Origin of the sequence: Mesonia profundi, assembly GCF_031085155.1 — a bacterium.
Lineage (GTDB): Bacteria > Bacteroidota > Bacteroidia > Flavobacteriales > Flavobacteriaceae > Mesonia > Mesonia profundi.
In genome coordinates this window covers 58532-75164 of the sequence record NZ_JAVHUL010000007.1, presented here as the reverse complement: position 1 = coordinate 75164, position 16633 = coordinate 58532, and the positions used below count along the sequence as shown (strand labels likewise).

Here is a 16633-nt window from a genome sequence, read left to right as displayed (position 1 = left end):
TTGAATTTAGAAATCCTCATATCTTTTGTGGTGGCGGTTTTTGCGTTGGCCATTTCTCCGGGCCCAGATAATATTTTTGTATTGGTGCAAAGTCTTCGATTCGGAAAAAAATATGGATTCGCAACGGTTTTAGGTTTAATGACGGGTTGTTTGATTCATACCGCTTTAGTTGCCTTTGGGGTTTCTTTATTGATCGTACGCCATGAATTTCTATTCACTGCCTTAAAATTTTTTGGCGCTGGTTATTTATTGTATTTGGCTTATAAAGTCTATCAATCTCCGGGAATGATTGATTTATCATCGGCTAAATCTTCTCCTAAAACGCCGTTTCAACTGTTTCAGCAAGGCTTTGTAATGAATGTGTTGAATCCTAAAGTATCCTTGTTCTTTTTGGCCTTGTTTCCCGGGTTCTTGTTTAGTGATCGTTTCTCCAAAACTTATCAATTCATTATTTTAGGAGGCGTATTTATTTTGGTTTCATTGGTGGTTTTTAGTAGTATCGCCTTACTCTCCGGATTTTTAAAAAGATATATAGAAGGACATAAGAATGCAGGAAAATTTTTAAAATGGCTGCAAATAATTGTCTTTGTAGGAATTGCGATTTTTATTCTATTTTAGAAGAATGATTACTTTTAACTTTTACATTAATCTCTTTGCTAGATTTATTATTGTATTTATTCTCTTTACAGTAATAGGAACTCTAAGTCATGAATTTGGTCATATTGCCGTTGCTAAATATTTTGGCTATGAAACAGAGCTTTCTTACGGAAGTATGATTTATTATCCAAATGGATATGAGGAAGATATCGATGTAAAAAAGTTTAACCAATTGAATGAAGAACATTTTGGTCAAAACTATGAAGACTTGGATCTAAGTATACAAGAGGAGTTTGATAAAGTTATTGCTAATATAGAAACAAAGTTCAATTGGAATGAAAAACATTCTTTATACATATTCATTGGAGGTCCAGCGCAGACTTTCCTGACAAGTTTTCTAGGTTTAATTATAATTTTTTACAGAAGATCTTATCTAAAGAAAAAATTAAAATGCTTAGATTGGTTAGGAGTAATGCTGGCATTGTTTAGTCTAAGACAAGTATTTAATATTTCTACGGGTATCATAAAAAAAATCACTGGGAATGAAATTCTTGGAGATGAAATCTATATATCAAGATTTTTAGACCTTAATGATTGGTTGATTTCCATCATAACCGCAGTAATCGGTTTTGCTATAGTGATATATGTTATTTTTAAAGTAATCCCGTTAAAACTTAGATTTACTTTTATTTTATCTGGGTTCTTAGGTGGAATACTTGGGTATTTAATTTGGTTTAAATATTTAGGAAAATTACTTTTTTAATTTTTTGGGCGTTTGTTATCTCAACTCAAATTATTTTTATGTTTGAGGGAGGGCAGAGAAGAATCTTTATTCCAAAAGAAAAAATTCCTTCTACTTCAGAATTGTAAATGACAGCTCATTACAACTGTAATGGTTTTATTAAACTACCGGCAAAATTAAAAATCAGTCAGGTTTAATAAGTTGACTTTCAATTGAAAACAAATCAAGTCTTAAATCTTATGTCTATCAGCTTCGAAAGCTTTCAGTAGTCTTACGTCTTAGTTGTAAACAACTATTTTTTTATAGAATTAGACTTTATTTAGATAATTTAAACCTAATGAGTATCTTTGGGCTATGAACAAGATCAAGCTTATTGAGTGTCCGCGGGATGCGATGCAAGGAATTAAAGATTTTATTCCTACAACAGAGAAAATACAGTACATACAATCTTTATTGCGTTGTGGTTTTGATACCATCGATTTTGGGAGTTTTGTTTCTCCCAAAGCGATTCCGCAGATGGTAGATACCAAAGAGGTTTTGGCAGGATTAGACTTGTCTAAGACCTCGAGTAAACTCTTAGCTATCGTGGCTAATGTTCGTGGAGCTCAGGATGCGGTTCAACATCCAGAAATTGATTATTTAGGCTATCCTTTTTCGATTTCAGAAAATTTCCAAATGCGAAATACGCATAAAACCATCGAAGAATCGGTAGATACGCTACAGGAGATTTTAAACTTAGCGCATACTCATGGGAAGGAAGTGGTTGCTTACTTATCTATGGGGTTTGGGAATCCTTATGGAGATCCTTGGAGTGTGGAAATTGTAGGAGAATGGACCGAGCGTTTATCGGCGATGGGAGTCAATATTTTATCCTTATCAGATACGGTGGGAACTTCAGATGCAGAAACCATCGAGTATCTGTTCTCTAATCTAATTCCGGCTTACCCCAATATAGAGTTTGGGGCTCATTTGCATACCACTCCAACGTCGTGGCACGAGAAGATTGATGCTGCCTATAAAGCGGGTTGTAGAAGATTTGACGGTGCGATACAAGGTTTTGGTGGTTGTCCTATGGCCAAAGATGAATTAACAGGAAATATGCCGACAGAGAAAATGCTGAGTTATTTTAATGCGGCAAAAGCCGATGCTAATGTAAAGATGTCAAGCTTTGAATCTTCTTATAATGAAGCCACAAAAATCTTCACAAAATACCATTAAAGCTAACCCTAATAATTTTTTTAATTTTAACTAAAAAAGCTACCCTTCTGAAAGAGTAGCTTTAAAATTAATTGATAAGAATTGGCTAATTAATTTAAAATTAATTTTTGAGTTGTGCTGTGGTTTCCAGTTTGGTATTTTATAAAGTAAGTACCCTTAGCTAATGAAGAAAGGTTTAAAGACTGATTTGTGAAACCTGTATTTTGAAGCTGAGTAGCATAAATCTTTTTACCTAAAAGGTTATAGATTTCAATTACTTGGTTAGCATGATTACTTTCAGTTAAAATATTAATTTGTTTATCCCTAGATGGGTTAGGATAGATGCTAAAGGTATTTTTTACATCAAAAGCAACCGTGTTTAACTGGCTAGTTACATCTTCATAATTAAACTGAATATTTCCTGTTGAACTTCCTTCAAAGTTGGTAAAATGTAACCTGTAAACAGTTCCGTCAAGGTATTTTGCATAGTAGAATAATTCTGGATCTAGATCGTAAGAAGTTCCGCTAAAGCTTTTCCAGTCGTAACCAATTGTATTGATCTCATCTGAATAATTAAGATTACTAGTATCTCCATTTCCGTTAGGCTCTATATTTTCTGCCACGACAACATCTGGATGTTGTAAAGCTCCTGTTACTACATACTTCATAGTTCCTCCGCTATAAGCATAATCTGTAGTGAATTTTGTAAATTTTAGATCCCAGTCTGTACTTGCAGGTTCAGCAACTACTTCAGTAGCGGTAGTGAAATTGTAGTAGTTAAACATGTTGTTAGGATTGCTGGTATTAGAAACGGTTTCGGTAGTATCTGCACTCCAAGTAGAAGTTGTCTCGTCCCAAGTAGCATACTTAAACGTATATCCGCCAAAGTAATCTTCGATAAATAATTTTTTGAAGCTCCCGTCAGCATATTTTAATAAAAAGGTAACAGTCCCTTCTACGTGGTGGTTTGCTGGGTTGTATTCTCCAAAACCATAAGAAGCAGAACCTGTATTAAAAGCTCCTTCAAACCAACTTATGTCACTGTTATATAGCTGTGTGAAGTTGGCAACATTGTTAACATCTACCGTGACATAATCTGCAGGAGTATTGGCTGCTTCAAAAACTTCTAAACCAATTCCGTCATTAATTCTAATGGCAAAATTCATATTGTTATTTCTTAAAAAAGCAATTTCCCAATCGGTTGCGGTATGGTCGTAACTTTGATTGGTAGAAAACTTATAATAAACTTCGTTTGCATAAGAAGGATCTAAGCTAAGATTTACGGTAGTTTGCGCCGTTGCGACTAAGCAAAAGCTAAAAAACGCTAAGAAAGATAGTTTTAAATTCATGAGGTGTAATTTTTAGTTATGATTGTATATTTAATTAAGGATTTGATATTCAAATTTTGGGTAACCGCGTACGCCGTTTTCATTCACCATCGAAGTGAATTTTAATTTATAAGTATTTCCGTCAGTATCTTGAATGATGTAAAAACGCTCGTTAAATAGCCCGTTAAAAACATCTCTCCAATTGGCTCCAATTACTCTTTGGTCAACTTCATATAATGAATTATCGATATTTGCTGTAGTGAAATCTTGATAGGCAATATCTTCAGTCATTACTTGGTAAGCTTTGGTGTTAGAAAGTACGTTAGTAGCTACATAATCAGAAAAACCATAAGCAGATTCTCCACCTTCTGGAAGATCTAACACTTCCGTAAAAACGGTAAAATTAAGATCCCATTTCCCTTTTGCAGGAGCTACATCTACCACATTTTCATTGACCATACTGAAATAGGTGAAATCGTGATGGTTATCCTTTCCAATAGTGATTTCTTGGTGAGTAGTTGCATCTAAATTGGCATATAGCAATTTATAAGCACCACTTTCTTGTACAACTCTTATTTTTTTCCAGCCTCTATCGGCTCCAGCAACGGCAACACTTCCTGTTTCTGGAGTGTCAGTTCCTATCTCGTTCCCCATTTTGATGAGGTAAACTTTATTCTCTTCAAGGTTGATAGAAATTTCTTCGATCACCGTTTCGTTTAAATTTCCGCTAGGAGCATCTACAAATTCATTAGATCCTTGCACTAGGAAAGCCATTTGTGACTGTAAACTAGCAACATCAGCTTCGGTAATAGCATCAATATTCGTAGTTTCTAATGGAGCAGCCATCATAAATAAAGAGCTATTTAGCTTAACGCGGAATTGATCTCCGTTATAAAAAGCTAAATCCCATTTATCTCTACTTACTACGGTTTCTTGTTGAGTACTTAAATCTAAATACACTTGATTTCCTTCATTAGGTCCTCCTAAATTGGGAGAAATGCTTCCGCCAAGAGAAGCAGTATCAGAGAAACTTACCAAATTGCTAGTGTTTCCTTGAGTAAAACCATTAGGAATATTTACTTCTGTTATGGAGAACTCAATAGATTTATCAGTGTCATTTTGAGCAGGATTTGAGTTTAATCTTTTCAGACTAAATGAAGTTTGAATGGTTCCCATTACAATAGGAATTTCAATAATTCCGCTTTGCGCGGATGGAGTAGTGCTATAATCCTCACCGTAAGTTAAGTTGGTTTCGGTATAAGTAATAATGAGTATTCCGTCCTGCGGAGCTTCATTAGAAAAAACAAGGTCTATTTCTTTTTCATTATCAGTTTCCGTGAAAGCTGTAGAAGGATTTTTAAAAGCCACGACAAATTCAGAATCATTGGCTGTCGAATCATCATCTTTATTACAAGCCGTAAAGAAGATAATAACGAGAGAAAAAAGTACTAAATAGTTAGATTTCATAATTAAAAATTTATATGGTATAAAAGTTTTACGAAGAAAGACCTGCCATATCCTAATAACTGGGATGAAGATGCTGCAGAGTGAGTACCACCTTGGCCTGTACTAGAGTTTACTTCTGTAATATCTAATACATTTCTTGCGCCTATGGTAATATCTAAGTCTTTGTGGAATGTCTTTTTGATAGATGTATTTAACCAACCGTACCCGTCTAGTTTTCCTCTAGTAATTTCAGTTTCTCCATCGTCATTAATGCTAGAAACAAATTGATATTGCGGACCATTTACTTTAAAAAAAGTAGAGAAAACAGTATTCCATTTAGGAACTGGGTAAGATAGATTAGTGTTGAATTGAAATGCATATAAGAAATCATCATTATACACATCGCTACTGTTTAATACTTTTGATTCTCCAGAGAAAGCAAGTCCTAGGGTAGCAGAAAGATTTTTGTATTTAAGTGTATTTCTTAAGGATAATCCCCAAGTTTTGTATAGATCTATATTGTTATATTGGTAGGCTAGGGGAGAAGTATTTGTAATAATTAAATCTATTTTATCTTTAACATCTAGATACCAAGCCGATAGTTTTGGAGTATATTTTAATTCGTAATCGTTTAACCAAAATGCTTTTTTAAAGTGTAAGAATATAGATTTTCCATATTCCGGATTTAGGTTCTCATTTCCTTGTACATTATGATTGCTATCAACCATATAAAAATAGAGTTGCTCAAACGTAGGTGTTTTTGGTGCTGTACCAATAATAGTTCTTAGTTGATAACCATCTTTAAAGCTATACTTTCCGCTAAGGGAAACTGCATACTGAGGTGAAAACTGCGAAGAGGTAATAATTCTAGCTCCAGGTCTTAAGGATAAGCGGGTGGTAGGTTTTATTTCTGAAGAAGCAAAGAAACTATATGAATTAAGGGTATTGTTTTGAGTTCTATTTTCGACGTTCTGAGATGAAAGTCCGCTTGCAGAACCTTCATCCAGCGTAGTTTCATAACCTAATTCTAATTTAAAATTTTCCTTATTAAAAAAGTTGTTGAAAGTTCCTCTTGAGAAAAAGCCTTTGCGGGTATTGTAATCATAATTTTCAATATTAGACTTCTCTTCAGATTTTATGGTGTAAGTAAAGGTTTCAATATTCTTGGTTTGTTCTTGGTAAGATGCCGAAATATTAAGGTTCACCTGATTTTTAATTTTCCCTGTCGCATTTAAATGATGATAAAACCTGTCTGAATTAAAGATTTCATCGTTTGCTGTAGGATTAACAGTTTGTGTAGCGCTATTTGGGTTGAGCAATACATTGGTATTGTACTTATTAGTTTCTTCCGTAAAGTATTCGAACTTGTAAAAAACGGTAAAGTTTTTAAAACGATAATTAATTAAAGTTTTAATACTATTTTGTTCTTTAGGAAGCCATTCATAACCTCTTAAACCATCATTTTCATCCTCTGGATTAAAATAATTTTTTCCTTGATTTTGATTAAGAAACCCTTGAAAATCATTTCTGGTAAATAATACATTGGCGTAGAGCTTATCTGTAAAATTATGTCCCACTTTCAAAGACTGTATATGTCTACCTTCATCAAACAATCCATATTCGCTACCAATGGTTTCTTCTTGAATATATGGCGTGATTTGCCATTTCGCTTTCGCGGATTTTTTTGTAATAATATTCACCACACCGGTTACTGCATTAGAACCGTATTGTACTCCCATAGCGCCCTCAATAATTTCTATTTGTTGGATATCATCTAAGTTAATTTGAGAAATATCTATAGCATTCCCAAAACCTTCATCCCCTACGATGGGTACATTATCTACTAAAATTTTTACATATTCTGAGGTAAATCCAAACTGTTGAATTCCCGATCTGCCTTCACCAGCTTGCGGAATAATATTCATATTTAATGTTTGGGTAAGAACATCGGCAAGGTTATTTCCTGCCATCAACTGAATGTCTTTTTCTGTAATTACCTGTACTTCAAAAACCGATTTTTTTACAGATTGGGAATTGTATTGTCCTGTAAGAATAACTTCCTCTAGATCATTCACTTTTACGCTATCTTTTTTCTTTTCATTTGAACCTCTTTTAACCTCAGTCTCTTGAGCTTGAATGTTAAATAAGTTTAAAAGTAAAATGATGAGTAGAAATCTATTTTCCATTATTTAGACTAAGTCTTAATTAAAATATTTCTGCAAATATATATATTATTTTAAATCAATCTAAATAAATTTTATATTTTTGTCGCAGAAATCAATCTATAAAAAACTAATAAAAATGAATTTCAAGAATTTATTATTGACAAGTGTTTTGATGGCAGCCACTAGCGTTGGTTTTGCCCAAAAAAATCTAAAAGAAGATAAACAAGCTATAAAAGATATGTGCGGCTGTTTTGAGGTTACCTTTAAGTATACCGAGACATTTTCTCCAGAAATTGATTATGAAAAGCACTATGATTATACCGCTACAGCGTTAGAATGGGCAGAGTTGATAAAAGATGAAAAAGACGAAATTTCTATTCAGCACCTTTTAGTTCTTAATGATACCATGGTCATTAAGCACTGGAGACAAGATTGGTTGTATGAAAATACCAAGCGTTATGACTTTAACCACGATAACCAATGGACTTTTGTAAATATGAATAAGAAAGATGTAAAAGGACAATGGACACAAAATGTATATCAGGTAGATGATAGTCCGCGTTACTCAGGTTCTGCAACTTGGATTCATGCAGATGGAAGACATTATTGGAATAATACTACAAGTTCTCCTTTGCCGCGTAGAGAATATTCTAAACGAAGTGATTATAATGTAATGATGCGTGGTAATCAAGTTGAAATTACAAAAGAAGGGTGGTTGCACGAGCAGGATAATGAAAAAGTTATTCGTGAAGATGGTAAAGAAGATGTGCTTTTAGTGCAAGAAAAGGGATATAATATTTATAAAAAAGTGGACGATGAGCAATGTAAAGCAGGAAAAGACTGGTGGGCAAGTAACAAAGGACTTTGGAGTAAAGTAAGAACAAAGTGGAGTGATGTTTACGGTCGCGATAAAAATTTAGCTTTAGAAGAAAAGGTAAAAGGACAAGCTTTATTTATGCAATTATTCCCAATGGATATTGAAACAAAACAAGCAAAAATTGATAGTACTGTAGAAGAATACGTAAAAAATAAATGATGATTAAAAGGTTATTAGTATTTTGTGGTCTATTAAGTTGTTTTGCTTTTACGGTTACGACAACCCAAGATAGGCTTCAAGAAAAATTTGATAAGGCGATAAAAAGCACTTACGAAGTAAAGGATTATGAGTTGGAATCTATTACGGCTTCAGGAAATATAGAAGAAAAAATTCCAGCGAAGACCGCAGCTAAAAACCTTTCAAGAATTTCTGTACAAGGAGAACTTATAGGTTATACCTATTTAGGAACTGCTCCAAGTAAAAAGAAGAAATTTGAATATGTGGTGTTGTTTGATAAAGATTTGAAGATTAAAAAATCTAAAGTTCTTATCTACAGAGAAGATTACGGACTTCAAATAGGGTCTCAGCGTTGGCTTAAGCAGTTTATAGGTATGACACCAGACTCTAAAATTGAGTATGGAGAAAATATAGCTGCCATTAGTGGAGCGACTATTTCTGCCTCATCTATGGCAAGAGCTGTAAATAATGTATTAAAAACAGTGCATATTTTAAAACAGGAAAATCAATTATGATGAATCTTAACGGATTTATTTATCGTCTACCCAAAGAAGTAAAATTATTAATCGGCGCTTTTCTAGTAGTGTTAAGCGTCGGTTATTTTACGGGTTTGACTTTTGTAAATGATACTACAGAAAATCATCCTCAAGGCATTCAAGAAAATTATTTGGGCAACGAGGAAGATTTGGAGGCAGAGGTAATGAAATTTAAAAAACCAGAGCGAGAAATGCTCACCATTGTTCATACACACATTCTATCAATGTCGGTGATTTTTTTTCTACTAGGTGGATTAGTGGCGATGGCTAAAATAAAAATAGGAATCAAAAAGTTCTTATTGTTAGAGCCTTTAGTTTCGGTTTTAGTCACCTTTGGTGGAATTTATTTCATGTGGAGCGGGCTATATTGGATGCGCTATGTCGTGATGATTTCTGGTATATTAATGACCACTTCTTTTGTGTTTTCGGTACTCCTGGTTTTATTTCAGTTAATACAAAAAACACCCTCCCAATAATTCAATTGAAGGTTATTACGATAGATCTTATACCAAAATAAATAATAATTTATGACATTACATATTTTAATTGATATTAAAACAGTCTTACTTTTTTACAACTCTAATAATTTTTCGTTTCATGAACTGTAAATATTTCCACCAAATGTATTCCTGTATTTAAGGAAGCCATGTCTATAGAAGTCTTTACTTTATGAATATTTTTCTCTATCAATCGTTGTCCTATTAGCTTTATTAAGCTTCTTAGAATTAGTGAATTAAGGCGAGATTTAATATTTTTTCAAAAAAAATTCTATTTTTATTATTGTCTCGTCATAAAAGTATAAATTTGCATGCAATTAAATCTTTAATTGCGATGACTGCACACGAAAATAAAATAGTAGGCGAAGGATTAACTTACGATGACGTCCTTTTAGTTCCTGCTTTCTCTGATGTTCTTCCACGCGAAGTAAACATTCAAACCAAATTCACCAAGAACATAACTATTAATGTACCTATCGTTTCTGCAGCGATGGATACCGTAACCGAATCCCGTATGGCAATTGCTATGGCTAGGGAAGGAGGTATTGGTGTGTTGCACAAAAATATGAGCATAGAGCAGCAAGCACTTAAAGTTCGCAAAGTAAAAAGAGCAGAAAGCGGGATGATTATTGATCCGGTTACCTTGTCCATCAACGCCACGGTAAAAGATGCGAAAGATTTGATGCGCGAGCATAGCATTGGAGGAATCCCGATTGTAGATAAAGACGATGCTTTGATAGGAATTGTAACCAACCGTGATTTACGTTTCGAAAAAAATAACAGCCGACCTATAGAAGAGGTGATGACGACCAAGAATTTGGTTACCGTGGCTGAAGGAACTTCTTTAGGAGATGCTGAAGCCATTTTACAAGAAAATAAAATTGAAAAACTACCGGTTGTTAATAAAGACTATAAGCTGGTAGGTTTAATTACCTTTAGAGACATTACCAAACTCACTCAGAAGCCAAATGCAAACAAGGATAAGTACGGAAGATTACGTGTTGCTGCTGCCTTGGGAGTAACGGCAGATGCGGTAGAAAGAGCAGAAGCTTTAGTGAAAGCGGGTGTAGATGCTGTAGTGATAGACACGGCTCACGGACATACCAAAGGGGTAGTTCACGTGTTGAAAGAAGTAAAAAATAAATATCCAGATTTAGAAGTGGTGGTGGGTAATATTGCTACTGCGGAAGCTGCCAAATATTTAGCAGATGCAGGTGCAGATGCCGTTAAAGTTGGAATTGGCCCAGGATCTATTTGTACCACTCGTGTGGTCGCAGGTGTTGGTTTTCCTCAGTTTTCTGCGGTTATCGAAGTTGCAGCAGCGCTAAAAGGTACAGGTGTGCCAGTTATTGCTGATGGAGGAATACGTTATACTGGTGATATCCCAAAAGCCTTAGCGGCAGGAGCAGATTGTGTAATGTTAGGTTCTCTTTTAGCAGGAACCAAAGAATCTCCCGGAGAAACCATTATTTACGAAGGAAGAAAATTTAAGTCTTATCGCGGAATGGGATCTGTTGAAGCTATGCAACAAGGCTCTAAAGATCGCTATTTTCAAGATATAGAAGATGATATTAAAAAATTGGTTCCTGAAGGGATTGTAGGGAGAGTTCCTTATAAAGGAGAGTTGCTTGAAAGTATGAACCAATTTATTGGAGGCTTACGGGCAGGAATGGGGTATTGTGGCGCTAAAGATATTGAAGCCTTAAAGAACGATGCGAAATTTGTAAAAATCACCTCTTCAGGGATTTTGGAGAGTCACCCTCACGATGTAACCATTACCAAAGAATCACCTAATTATTCTAGATAATATAAAAGCAGTATTAAAAAATGCCTTATGATTTTTCATGAGGCATTTTTTGTTTCTTTACTCTTGGTACAACTGACCGCGATGAGGTTTTAAAGCATCCCGTATAGGTTTCATTTCTGCTTTATTCACCACCATAAAAGCAATAGAATGCATTTCAGATAAGGTTTCAACTCCGGTAATCTCTAATTGGGTGTTTTCTATTTTGATGTAATCCTTTAAATGGATTTCGTGATGTTCGGCTGTTTTTTGAGCATGCGGGCCTCTAAAGTCCCAAATAAGTTTAATCCCTTCAGAGGGTTCAATTTCCTGAGGCTTGTCTGGCAATTTTTTAAAAGTATTCTCCAATTCGCAACTCGTGCGCTTGTCTATAGGTTCTTGTTTCTTATCCATCGTTATTTTTTATACTGATTCCTTTTTCGGCGAAAGCTTTAAAATTTTCCATATTTGTCATCGTTTGCTTTTTGAATACGCTAGGCATAATCCAACCCAAGAATTGAAGTCCTAAGCTCGAAAATTTAAATTCATTTTCGTAAATCCAAAGCGTTTGATTATTCTCGGTTTTTTTGAGCACATTTTTTTGAATGTTGTGCGTGTCTTGAGTATCGTGAGTGATTTGTATCTCGTTAGGAAAATCAATTTTCATCATGGTTTGTATGATTTCCATTTTTTGTTTGCCTATTTGGTATTGAAGTTTCATTTTAGAACCTTCTTCTCCGGGTTCACCACTTATAGGAGTAATTTCTAATAGACCCTTTTGCCAGTGGGGTAAGTTTTCTATGTTTTCTAATTTTTTAAAGACTTCTTCTTGAGAGATAGCAATGGTAATTTGGGAGGTGTATTTCATGAAATGACTTTAGAAAGTGGAGCTCAAATATAATTAATAAATTATGGATGCGTTAGTCTTTGCTAGAAGCTTTAATGCCTTGAAGTTTGTATTGAAACCAAAAAATAAGAATTCATTTCTTGCTTCGCGGAATTGCTTCAGGTTCTTAATTTAAATGCTTGTATAACCTTTTATATTTCTTATTTTTGACCACTTTTAAAATTAATAAAATGAAAAATCTACTTTTACTTGTTTTCTTGGCGACAGGATGTATTGCCTTTGCGCAAAAAAAGGAACAAAAAGTATTATTGACCATTAATGATCAGCCCGTTTATGCCGATGAGTTTAAGCGCGTGTTTTCTAAGAATCTTAACTTGCTGCAAGACGATCAAAAAGATGTGAGCGAGTATATGGATCTTTTTGTGGACTATAAGTTGAAAGTATTAGAGGCAGAAACGCAAGGCTTAGATACGCTTCCTTCATTTATGGGAGAGTATAATATCTACAAAAAACAGCTAGCCGATAAGTATATGAAGGATTCTGAAATTACAGAAAACTTACTTCAAGAAGCTTATTCTAGAAAAAAGCAAGAGGTGAATGCGAGCCATATTTTAATAAATGTGACGCGTAACGCTTCCGCTAAAGACACTTTAAAAGCTTATCAAAAAGCGATGAAAGCAAGAAAAGAGATTCTTAATGGGAAATCTTTTGCTGAAGTAGCTAAAACCTATTCCGAAGATCCATCAGTAGAAAAAAATAATGGAGATTTAGGTTGGTTTACGGTTTTTTCTATGGTGTATCCCTTTGAAACTGCCGCTTACGAGACTAAAGTAGGGGAGGTTTCTATGCCTGCAAGATCTCAGTTTGGATACCATATCGTTAAAGTAAATGACAAAAGAAAAGCAGAAGGTACGGTAAAAGTGGCTCATATTATGATTGAGAATAAGGAAGGAAACTCTGATGCCAAGACCCAAATATTTGAAATTAAAGAAAAGTTAGATAATGGGAATGGTTTTTCTGAAATGGCTAGACAATATAGTGATGATAAAAATACAGCCGTGAATGGCGGAGTAATTAATACATTCTCTAGAGGCAAGCTTAACTCTGGTGCGTTTGAAAATGTAGCCTTTGGATTAACCGAAATTGATGAAACCTCTACTCCTTTTGAAACCGAATATGGTTGGCACATAGTGAAGTTGCTAAACAAGAATACCATCAAGAGTTTTGAGGATGAAAAGCAAGATCTTTCTAGAAGAATGAAAGGGGACGTGAGAGCACAATTAATACGTGAGGATGTTTTAAAAGATATTCAAAACACTTATACGATAAAAGAAGATGAAGCTGCTTTAGCCTATTTTAGTAAAAATGTATCTGATGCACTTTTATCTTCCAAATGGGATATCAATAATTTAAAAGATATTCCGCAGAAAAATATTATCGAAATAAAAGGAGAAGGGAAATCCTATCAAGATTTTGCTAAACTGATTAGTAACTCCCAACGTCAAATAGGGAAAGTAGAATCTAAAGAAAGTTTATTAAAGCAATGGCTAATCCTCTTTAAAGAGAATTTTTTAATCTCCTACCATAAAGAGCATTTGGCCGAGACGGATGCTGAATATGCATACATTATTCAAGAATATCGTAATGGGTTGTTGTTGTTTGAGTTGATGGAAGATAATATCTGGCAAGCAGCAAAGAAAGATTCGGTAGCGCTTCAAACTTATTATCAACAACATCAAAAAGAATTTACAAAAGAAAAGACCTACACCTTAACGATGGCTTCTACAGATACGAAAAAGATGGCTAAGCAGGTTAGAAAGTGGATGAAGAAAGGGGTGGAGAATGACACGATAGAAAAAGACGCGAAAGAAATGGGACATAGTGTTTTATTTAAGTCTGGAGAATTTCAAGAAGATCACGATGCCTTGCCTTCAAAAATAAAAGACAGAAAAGGAGTTTCTAAGCTGTATGAAAATAATGGCGTATTTCTTGTATTCGATATTGAAAATATAGAACCAGAAGGAATCAAGACATTCGAGGAAGCAAGAGGAGAAGTGGTGAGCCAATATCAGCAGCAGCTAGAAAAGGAATGGATAGAGAATATTCGAGCTAAAAATAACGTAGTAATTAACCAAGAGGTATTAAAGAGTTTAGAGAAAGAGTTTGAATAGAATCCCGAATTACATACTTATATGCTGTTGTACTCTTTTAATGGGTTGTGATTTTTTGCAGTCAAATGAAGAGCGAAAAGTTCTTGCAAGAGCGTATGATACTTACCTTTATGAGGAAGATATAGTAAATTTAATTCCAGATGGAGCCTCTCCAGAGGATAGCGCGATATTTGTGTCTAATTACATTAATCGTTGGGCGCAGGAGGAATTGTTTATGCATCAGGCAAAAATAAATTTATCAGAAAAAAAACAAGAAGACTTTAAGAAGCTTGTTAATCTTTATAGAAATGAGCTGTATACAGAAGCTTATAAGGATATTGTTATTTCGGGAATGATTGATACCACATTTCAGGATACTGTCATCAATACTTATTTTGAAGCCAATAAGATTAATTTTAAGCTGAACCAAGATTTAGTTAAGTTGAGGTACATAGAGTTAGAAAAAGATTACGCTGATATAAAAGAGCTTGAAAAGAAATTTACGAGGTTTGATCAAGATGATAAGATTTACTTAGATGAAGAGTCTTTAAAATTTAAAAATTATAGTTTAAATGATTCGGTTTGGGTAAAGCCTAAAGAAATTTATAAAAAAATCAGCCCTTTAGATGCTTCTATGAGCGATGAGTTTTTAAAAAAGGAAAACTTCTTGCAACTTGAGGATTCTTTAGGAGTATATTTGGTATACATTAAGGATGTTTTAAAACGAAATGATCAAGCCCCTTTAGCGTATGTAAAACCTACTATTAAGCAAATTCTTCTTAACCGAAGAAAGTTAGAGTTGTCAAAAGAATTAGAAAAAGAAATTATTAAGGATGCAATTAAACATAAAAGATTTGAACTATATAATTAAGATTTGCTGTGTGGCTTTATTTTCAATAACAGCGGTACATGCTCAAAAAACAGAAGTAGATAGTAGTTTGGTGATAACTGGCGACAAGGGAGTTATTAGTGAAGTATCAAAAACAGACACGGTACAGGCCTTTAAACGTTTTAAAGCTGATGGGGTGGCAGCCGTAATTGGAGACTACCTTATTCTAGAAACCGACATTGTTAAAATGCGGGAAGATGTTAAGAATCAAGGAATGGATTCTGATGAAATTTCAGATTGTCAATTGGCGGGAAGGTTGATGGAAAATAAACTTTATGCACACCACGCGGTACAAGATAGTACCATCAATGTTTCTGAAGATGAAATCAATAATATGATTGGTCAGCAAATGGACAGAATGGTACAGCAAATAGGGAGTATGGAGAAACTATTGGAGTTTTACCGCAAAGAAAATGAGCGAGATTTAAGAGCAGAATTATTTGTTATTAATAAGGAGAGAGCCTTAAGTGATCGTATGCAAAGTAAGATTGTAAGCGAAATTGAAGTAACGCCAGAAGAAGTAAGACAATTTTTTGATCGTATTCCAGAAGACGAGCGTCCGCAATTTGGAGATGAAGTAAAAATCTCACAATTGGTTATTGAACCAGATGTTCCCGAAGAGGAAGAGCAAAAAGTGGTCGATCAATTAACAGAGATGCGTAATGATATTGTAGAGAATGGAGCCAGCTTTGCAACCAAAGCGGTATTATACTCGCAAGATGCCACCAGTACCAAAGGAGGGCAAATGACCATTACTAGAAAAGATCCTTTAGATAAAGACTTTAAACAAGTCGCTTTTAGTTTACAGGAAGGAGAAGTAAGTAAACCTTTTAAGTCTTCATTTGGGTATCATATTATTCAGTTAGATAAAGTTAGAGGAGAGAAGTTAGATATTAGACATATTATCATTATGCCTAAAGTAACCGAGGAAACCATCAAAATTGCTAGAGAGAAATTAGATACGATTAGAAGGAGTATTGTAAATAATAAAATTTCTTTTGATGAAGCAGCTAGAAGATATTCAGATGAGGAAGAAACTCGTGGAGATGGCGGGAAATTGATCAACCCAAAAACGGGGGATACACGTTTTGAACTGACAGATATTGATCCGCTTATTTATGATAAAGTAAATAACTTAAATGAAGGCGAAGTATCGATGATCTTGATTGATCAAACCAGAACAGGGTCTAAATTTTTTAAAATCATTATCGTAGATAACAAGTACAAGGCGCACATTGCGAATTATGCTCAAGATTATACTAAGATTAAGGAATTGGCCTTAAGAGAGAAACAAATTAAAGCTATTGAAAAATGGCAAAAAGAAAAAATTGGAAATACCTATGTAAAAATAGGCGATGAGTATAAAGATTGTGCTTTTAGTGGTAATTGGTTAAAACAATAA

General features: G+C 34.3%; 15 protein-coding genes. 10 read left to right on the top strand and 5 right to left on the bottom strand.

The annotated features are described in order from the left end of the window. From RBU60_RS04225 to RBU60_RS04215, 3 genes are all read left to right on the top strand, one after another. Positions 1 to 618, top strand: a complete 618-nt coding sequence (locus RBU60_RS04225; RefSeq protein WP_308863419.1) for a LysE family translocator — start codon at positions 1 to 3, stop codon at positions 616 to 618. Between the two features lie 4 nt (positions 619 to 622). Continuing rightward, positions 623 to 1360, top strand: a complete 738-nt coding sequence (locus tag RBU60_RS04220) for a hypothetical protein (protein WP_308863418.1) — start codon at positions 623 to 625, stop codon at positions 1358 to 1360. Positions 1361 to 1693: 333 nt separating this feature from the next. Continuing rightward, positions 1694 to 2557, top strand: coding sequence for a hydroxymethylglutaryl-CoA lyase (locus tag RBU60_RS04215; protein WP_308863417.1), 864 nt, complete (start codon positions 1694 to 1696; stop codon positions 2555 to 2557). A gap of 89 nt (positions 2558 to 2646) precedes the next feature. On the opposite strand, the gene RBU60_RS04210 is transcribed toward RBU60_RS04215, so the two are convergent. Genes RBU60_RS04210 through RBU60_RS04200 form a run of 3 tightly spaced genes read right to left on the bottom strand, consistent with a single transcriptional unit; the run spans position 2647 to position 7496 of the window. Then, positions 2647 to 3885, bottom strand: coding sequence for a T9SS type A sorting domain-containing protein (locus tag RBU60_RS04210; protein WP_308863416.1), 1239 nt, complete (start codon positions 3883 to 3885; stop codon positions 2647 to 2649). A gap of 30 nt (positions 3886 to 3915) precedes the next feature. Further along, positions 3916 to 5331 (bottom strand): HmuY family protein, encoded by a 1416-nt coding sequence (locus RBU60_RS04205; protein WP_308863415.1) that lies wholly within the window; start codon positions 5329 to 5331, stop codon positions 3916 to 3918. A 2-nt stretch (positions 5332 to 5333) separates the two neighbouring features. Then, complete coding sequence (locus RBU60_RS04200; RefSeq protein WP_308863414.1) at positions 5334 to 7496, bottom strand: TonB-dependent receptor plug domain-containing protein; 2163 nt, start codon at positions 7494 to 7496, stop codon at positions 5334 to 5336. Positions 7497 to 7611: 115 nt separating this feature from the next. Between RBU60_RS04200 and RBU60_RS04195 the strand changes: the two genes are divergently transcribed. The 4 genes from RBU60_RS04195 to guaB all read left to right on the top strand — a co-directional run bounded on the left by RBU60_RS04195 (position 7612) and on the right by guaB (position 11369). After that, positions 7612 to 8511, top strand: coding sequence for a DUF6607 family protein (locus tag RBU60_RS04195; protein WP_308863413.1), 900 nt, complete (start codon positions 7612 to 7614; stop codon positions 8509 to 8511). Continuing rightward, on the top strand, positions 8508 to 9044 hold the full coding sequence (locus tag RBU60_RS04190) for an FMN-binding protein (RefSeq protein WP_308863412.1): 537 nt from the start codon (positions 8508 to 8510) through the stop codon (positions 9042 to 9044). Before RBU60_RS04195 ends, RBU60_RS04190 begins: the two co-directional genes overlap by 4 nt. Further along, on the top strand, positions 9041 to 9541 hold the full coding sequence (locus RBU60_RS04185; protein WP_308863411.1) for a hypothetical protein: 501 nt from the start codon (positions 9041 to 9043) through the stop codon (positions 9539 to 9541). Before RBU60_RS04190 ends, RBU60_RS04185 begins: the two co-directional genes overlap by 4 nt. A 355-nt stretch (positions 9542 to 9896) precedes the next feature. Next, complete coding sequence (gene guaB, locus RBU60_RS04180) at positions 9897 to 11369, top strand: IMP dehydrogenase (RefSeq protein ID WP_308863454.1); 1473 nt, start codon at positions 9897 to 9899, stop codon at positions 11367 to 11369. Between the two features lie 57 nt (positions 11370 to 11426). On the opposite strand, the gene RBU60_RS04175 is transcribed toward guaB, so the two are convergent. Continuing rightward, positions 11427 to 11672 (bottom strand): hypothetical protein, encoded by a 246-nt coding sequence (locus RBU60_RS04175; RefSeq protein ID WP_407660189.1) that lies wholly within the window; start codon positions 11670 to 11672, stop codon positions 11427 to 11429. Positions 11673 to 11751: 79 nt separating this feature from the next. Then, positions 11752 to 12213: an SRPBCC family protein gene (locus RBU60_RS04170; RefSeq protein WP_308863409.1), complete on the bottom strand. Its 462-nt coding sequence runs from the start codon at positions 12211 to 12213 to the stop codon at positions 11752 to 11754. 209 nt (positions 12214 to 12422) lie between these two features. On the opposite strand from RBU60_RS04170, the gene RBU60_RS04165 reads away from it, so the two are divergent. The 3 genes from RBU60_RS04165 to RBU60_RS04155 are packed head-to-tail and all read left to right on the top strand — an operon-like array spanning position 12423 to position 16633. Next, entirely contained in the window at positions 12423 to 14363 is a 1941-nt protein-coding gene (locus tag RBU60_RS04165; protein WP_308863408.1) for a peptidylprolyl isomerase, read from the top strand. Between the two features lie 40 nt (positions 14364 to 14403). After that, a complete protein-coding gene (locus RBU60_RS04160) occupies positions 14404 to 15213 on the top strand; it encodes a peptidyl-prolyl cis-trans isomerase (protein ID WP_308863407.1) in 810 nt (269 codons plus the stop codon). Further along, complete coding sequence (locus RBU60_RS04155; protein WP_308863406.1) at positions 15197 to 16633, top strand: peptidylprolyl isomerase; 1437 nt, start codon at positions 15197 to 15199, stop codon at positions 16631 to 16633. Before RBU60_RS04160 ends, RBU60_RS04155 begins: the two co-directional genes overlap by 17 nt.